We start from the raw sequence: 4904 nt of genomic DNA on the forward strand, positions 1-4904 counted from the left end.
TGGCCGTCGAGCAGGGTCAGCACCAGGTTGCGGCCGGCCAGTGGGAAAATAAATCTGTCCCCTTTTTCGCTTTTTCGAAGCGCACCACATAAAAAAGGGGCCGATAGACGGCCCCTCTAAATCCACTGCCAAGCAGTACCGGCTTACTTGGCGCTGGCCAGAGCAGTGTCGGTCGGTTGCTGCAGTTTCGTAGCGGTCTGGATGGTCTCGACACAGAATGCAACTGAGTTTGCCAGCGAGTCCCGCAGGCCTTCGCCGCTTTCGAGTTGCTCGTAGGTGGGCGCGTCGTCCGTATTGTCATAGTCGGGCACGTGGGAGCACAGACCTTCGGCGAGGACACTCTTGTTTGCCACATCGATCAGCCTTGCGTGGGCCGAATACATGACGCGGTAATTGTTCCAGTCGGAGGGGAAATAGATAGAACCCCAGCCCAGCGTCTTCACGTCAAGGATGAAGTCATAATCCGAGTAGGTCTTTGCCAATGCATCTACCTTGCTGTTCAACGGAACGGATTGTTCCGCTTCGACAACCTTGACTCGGTAGTTGCTGGCCAGGCCCCGAGAAATCTCACGGGCGATCGACATGGCCGGATCTTCGATGCCATTGTTCCTGATCATCTGATTGCCGCTCGACTGGGCAGACGCCAGGCCCAGCATGCCGAACTGCACGTTTACGGCCGTCTGGGCCGCAAAACTGGGCAGTTCGTTGTAGCGGGACACGGCCAGGGTCTTGCCTTCCAACCGTACGGAATCCTGCGTGGTGAACTCGGTGGTTTTGATACCGGCACAGCCGGTTACAACGAGGCCAAGCAGCATGACGGGCAGCAGTTTGAATAGGTACTTCATCCTAAGCTCTCTCTTCCTTTTGAATGGCAATGTGACCATGCAGTCATTTTGATATCATCGCCGGGAAGAGCTTTCTACAGATTGCAGCACCCAAGCGCAAGGCCGAGGTCGCTGGCCGTCTGACCACAGGGAGCAAATTTATTTCTCACTGCACTTCCTTGGCCTCCCCTGCCCACGCCGCTCGATTCTCAGACCCGCGACGCGCTCGATCTCCTCGACGAAACGATCGCTACCCGTCAGTTGCCCACGCTGCAGCGCATCGCGGATCAGCCGCGTCTCCTCTTCCGGAATCGCCTGCTTCACGAATGCAGCGTACCGCTCTCGCCGCGCGCCTGGATCAGCACCTAGCGCCAGGAAGCAGGGATCGGTATCCAGCCAGTCCGCCGGGGCATCTTCGCTGATGCGCCCGCGATCGCTTGACCACGGGTAGTCGCCCGGCTCCGCACACATGCGGGCGCGCACCGGATTCAGCTCGATATAGCGGGAGCAAGCCAGCAGGTAGGTATCCGTCTGCACCACGCTGGATTTGTAGCGGCTTTCCCAAAGCGTACCGGAGCGCCCTTCCAGCCGATTTCGATAGCGCGTGGCGCGAGCCGCCAGCGTTTTCATCAGTTGGCTCAAACCGGTCGTGGATTCACCGGGCGCCAGCAGCAGATGCACATGGTTGGTCATCAGGCAGTAGGCGTAGACCTTGAACCCGAAGGCATCCTTGAGCTCGCGAAGATCCGTCAGGTAGCGCTGATAATCCTCATTGGCCGCGAAGACAACCTGCCGGTTGTGGCCGCGCTGGACCACATGATGCGGATAATTTGGCAACACGATACGTCCCGTCCTGGGCATGACTCATTCTCCATCCGTGGAGGAGTCAGCCTAGATGGGAAAATAAATCTGTCCCGAATGGCACTTACTTAACCGTTAACCCATTGATTTGAAACAAAAAGGCCGCTCCCCAGTCTACGGTGATAGTTGCGAACACACACCGAGACCAAGGAGCAGCCCGCATGGATGCTAGGCGCCAAACCGCTCTTCATCAACAACAGCGCGTTCGGAGGCTTGCCGCCAGCACGGACGTCGATACGTTTGCCAGCTTGCTATCCAGACCTGACCTGCTCGACTGCATCGAGGCCTTGCTGCCCCGCCATAGGGAGCGGTTGTTTCCGCCCGCCGAGACGTTGTCTATGTTCATGGCGCAGGCACTGAGCGCGGACCGCTCTTGCCGGAAAGCCGTCGATGATCTGGCCATCAAACGGCTACGAACCGGTTCAAGCCCATGCAGCACGCGCACCGGCGGTTACTGTCGAGCTCGGCAGCGGCTACCCGTAGAGATGGTGTCAACGCTTGCGCGCACCAGCGGCGCCTTGATCAGTGCCAAATCGCGTTGCAGCTGGTTGTGGATGGGAAGGCCTGTACGGCTCGTGGATGGCACGACGGTATCCATGCCGGATACCGCAGCGAATCAAGCGGCCTATCCGCAGTCACGTGGGCAAAAGCCGGGGCTAGGGTTCCCAATTTGCCGACTGGTGGGAATCGTTTGCCTATCCAGTGGAGCCGTGCTGAACGCGGCTCTGGGACGTTTTCGAGGCAAGGGCGGGGATGAGCAAACCCTGTTGCGGACGCTACTCGATACGCTGGATACCGGCGATGTCCTGCTGGGTGATGCCTACTACGCGACCTATTTTTTGCTGTGCGAACTGCAACGCCGAGGCATTGATGGTGTGTTCGAGCAATACGGCGCTCGTCGTCGCAGTACCGATTTTCGACGCGGCAAGCGCTTGGGCGAATGCGATCACTTGATTGGCCTGGAGAAGCCTTCGCGCCCGGCCTGGATGAGCCAGGAGCAGTATGAGCAAGCCCCTGACCGCCTGGTCGTGCGAGAGCTGAAAGCGGGCAACAAGATATTGGTCACGACCTTGCGCTGCGCCAGAAAAACTCCCAAGGCGGCCCTGAAAGCCTTGTTCAAAACCCGTTGGCATGTCGAGCTGGATCTACGCAATCTCAAGAGCACCATGGGGCTTGAAATGCTGAGTTGCAGAACGCCTTCGATGGCGGTCAAGGAGCTCTGGGTTTACCTGCTTGCCCATAACCTGATCCGAATGATCATGGTGCAATCCGCCGCCATGGCTGATTGCTTACCCCGCGAGCTGAGCTTCAAGCACAGCCTGCAGCTATGGCTGGCCTGGAGACAGTTTGCCGATGGCTTGGAGGAAGATCTGGTCGACTTGCTGTGCCTGATCGTGCAGCAGCGAGTTGGCAACCGGGCCGGGCGGGCAGAGCCAAGAGCGCTCAAACGGAGGCCGAAACCCTACCCCTTACTGACGCGAACACGCCAATCTGCTCGCGCAGAAATCAAGAGGAGCGGTCACCCCAAGAGGGCTAAGTAAGTGCCATTCAAATCTGTCCCATTTTTCTTTTCTTCACTTATGCTCGCTCTGAAAGTCATCATTTTCATCTTCAGAACGCAAGGAATCCTCCCTGTAAAGCTCTTCTTTGCTAATACCGTCATACCATTGCCCCTTGCAACTAGCCCTGACCCTCAAAATATCGAAATAAAGAATAAAGAAATAAACGCTCCCTATAACAACGCCACTCCCAGCAAAAACCACAGCAATCCCTCTGACGCCCCTAACCTCACGATCCGGTAGAATTATCGGATCTCCCAGAAACACAAGACCGAAAACTTCATAGAATGAGCCAAGGTTCCAACCGAAAATCAAAAATGCCAAACAGTAAAAAACCCCTCTTGCAACACCAGCAAGCGTAGATAGATCAAAAAAACCGCCTGGCTCTTGCTCCTTTACATTCCAAAGATTTTTCATACCTACTCACCAAAGCTGCTTCCACCGATAGAGATTATGCCCGCCGAGGCATTTTTTCTAGAAAAAAGGGGACAGATTTATTTTCTGTTCTGCCGTTCAGTGCATTGAGCGCAAAATCTGTCCACTTTCCCTTCTTTTGCGCTTTTTAATAAACCAAAAAAATAACCAAGTAAAAAGAAAAAGCAAAAATCGCAACAGAGATTCTTACCCAAGGCTCAGCATCGGGCCCAATCTCTCCCGGAGCTATACTAAAAGCCCTACCACGAACAAAGTTATACATCCCCCAAACCAACCAAAGCTGCAACAACAAGATAGCCCAACCCTCTTTCCACCCTTCAACAAAACACAATCTTAAAAAATTAATTACCGAGAGAACCACAAGAACAAGAAATAATTTATTTTTATGTAAAAAAAGAAATCTAACCATCTGGAAAACCTTCAAATCCTCCCCACGTCACGAAAAATCTTACCCCCAAAAAAAAGGACAGATAATTCTGTCCTTTTGTCCGTTGGGCGCTACACGCTACGCCCTCTACTCGACCACGCCGGCAACGGCGCGACGGTCCTGGAGAGCGGCAGCCGCTTCCACCACCACCCTCACCGGCCCAAAACTCCGCCGATGAATCGGCGTCGCCCCCAGCCGCTGCAGCGCTTCGAGGTGCGCCGGGGTGGGATAGCCCTTGTGGCCGGCCAGACCGTAGCCGGGGTAGATCAGGTCCAGCGCCTGCATTTCCCGGTCGCGGCTGACCTTGGCGAGGATGGAGGCGGCGGCGATGGCGGGCACCTCGGCGTCGCCGCCGATCACCGGGGCGCTGGGCACAGAGAGTTTGGGACAGCGGTTGCCGTCGATCAGGGCGAGTTTCGGGGTGACGCTCAACCCCTCCACAGCGCGCTGCATGGCCAGCATGGTGGCGTGGAGGATGTTGAGGCGGTCGATTTCGTCCACCTCGGCGCGGGCAATGCACCAGGCCAGGGCTTTTTCCTGAATCTCGTCGAACAGCGCCTCGCGGCGCGCTTCGGTGAGTTTCTTGGAGTCGTTGAGGCCCCGGATCGGGCGGGCCGGATCGAGGATCACCGCGGCGGTGACAACCGGGCCGCAGAGCGGACCGCGGCCAACTTCGTCGACACCGGCGACCAGTTCCTCGACCAGTTCGAAATCCAGGCCCAGCTGCATCTTAGCGGCCCACCAGTGCCAGCACCGCGTCGGCCGCACGCGCCGACGCATCGCGGCGCAGCGTGCGGT

At 56.8% G+C, this 4904-nt stretch carries 6 protein-coding genes; 1 reads left to right on the forward strand and 5 read right to left on the reverse strand.

The features are described from left to right. Positions 1-143: 143 nt before the first annotated feature. The gene (locus tag SF06_RS17340) at positions 144-845 is read right to left on the reverse strand and encodes a hypothetical protein (RefSeq protein WP_052199868.1); all 702 of its coding nucleotides are present in this window, start codon (positions 843-845) and stop codon (positions 144-146) included. A 138-nt stretch (positions 846-983) separates the two neighbouring features. Beyond that, positions 984-1685, reverse strand: a complete 702-nt coding sequence (locus tag SF06_RS17345; RefSeq protein ID WP_039562863.1) for a transposase — start codon at positions 1683-1685, stop codon at positions 984-986. 161 nt (positions 1686-1846) lie between these two features. Between SF06_RS17345 and SF06_RS17350 the strand changes: the two genes are divergently transcribed. Further along, positions 1847-3226, forward strand: coding sequence for an IS4 family transposase (locus tag SF06_RS17350; RefSeq protein WP_039562864.1), 1380 nt, complete (start codon positions 1847-1849; stop codon positions 3224-3226). 33 nt (positions 3227-3259) lie between these two features. Here SF06_RS17350 and SF06_RS18450 read toward each other — a convergent pair whose 3' ends face one another. The 3 genes from SF06_RS18450 to rnhB all read right to left on the reverse strand — a co-directional run bounded on the left by SF06_RS18450 (position 3260) and on the right by rnhB (position 4835). Next, positions 3260-3661, reverse strand: a complete 402-nt coding sequence (locus SF06_RS18450; RefSeq protein WP_139326773.1) for a hypothetical protein — start codon at positions 3659-3661, stop codon at positions 3260-3262. 145 nt (positions 3662-3806) lie between these two features. Continuing rightward, positions 3807-4088, reverse strand: coding sequence for a hypothetical protein (locus SF06_RS18455; RefSeq protein WP_139326774.1), 282 nt, complete (start codon positions 4086-4088; stop codon positions 3807-3809). A gap of 105 nt (positions 4089-4193) precedes the next feature. Beyond that, positions 4194-4835, reverse strand: coding sequence for a ribonuclease HII (gene rnhB / locus SF06_RS17355; protein WP_039562866.1), 642 nt, complete (start codon positions 4833-4835; stop codon positions 4194-4196). Positions 4836-4904 lie beyond the last annotated feature (69 nt).

It is taken from the genome of Pseudomonas flexibilis (assembly GCF_000802425.1).
GTDB lineage: Bacteria > Pseudomonadota > Gammaproteobacteria > Pseudomonadales > Pseudomonadaceae > Serpens > Serpens flexibilis.

Bases quoted from the DNA above. Each gene is read 5' to 3' on its own strand.
- SF06_RS17340 (WP_052199868.1), bottom strand. From the start codon at position 845: ATGAAGTACCTATTCAAACTGCTGCCCGTCATGCTGCTTGGCCTCGTT.
- SF06_RS17345 (WP_039562863.1), bottom strand. From the start codon at position 1,685: ATGCCCAGGACGGGACGTATCGTGTTGCCAAATTATCCGCATCATGTG.
- SF06_RS17350 (WP_039562864.1), top strand. From the start codon at position 1,847: ATGGATGCTAGGCGCCAAACCGCTCTTCATCAACAACAGCGCGTTCGG.
- SF06_RS18450 (WP_139326773.1), bottom strand. From the start codon at position 3,661: ATGAAAAATCTTTGGAATGTAAAGGAGCAAGAGCCAGGCGGTTTTTTT.
- SF06_RS18455 (WP_139326774.1), bottom strand. From the start codon at position 4,088: ATGGTTAGATTTCTTTTTTTACATAAAAATAAATTATTTCTTGTTCTT.
- rnhB (WP_039562866.1), bottom strand. From the start codon at position 4,835: ATGCAGCTGGGCCTGGATTTCGAACTGGTCGAGGAACTGGTCGCCGGT.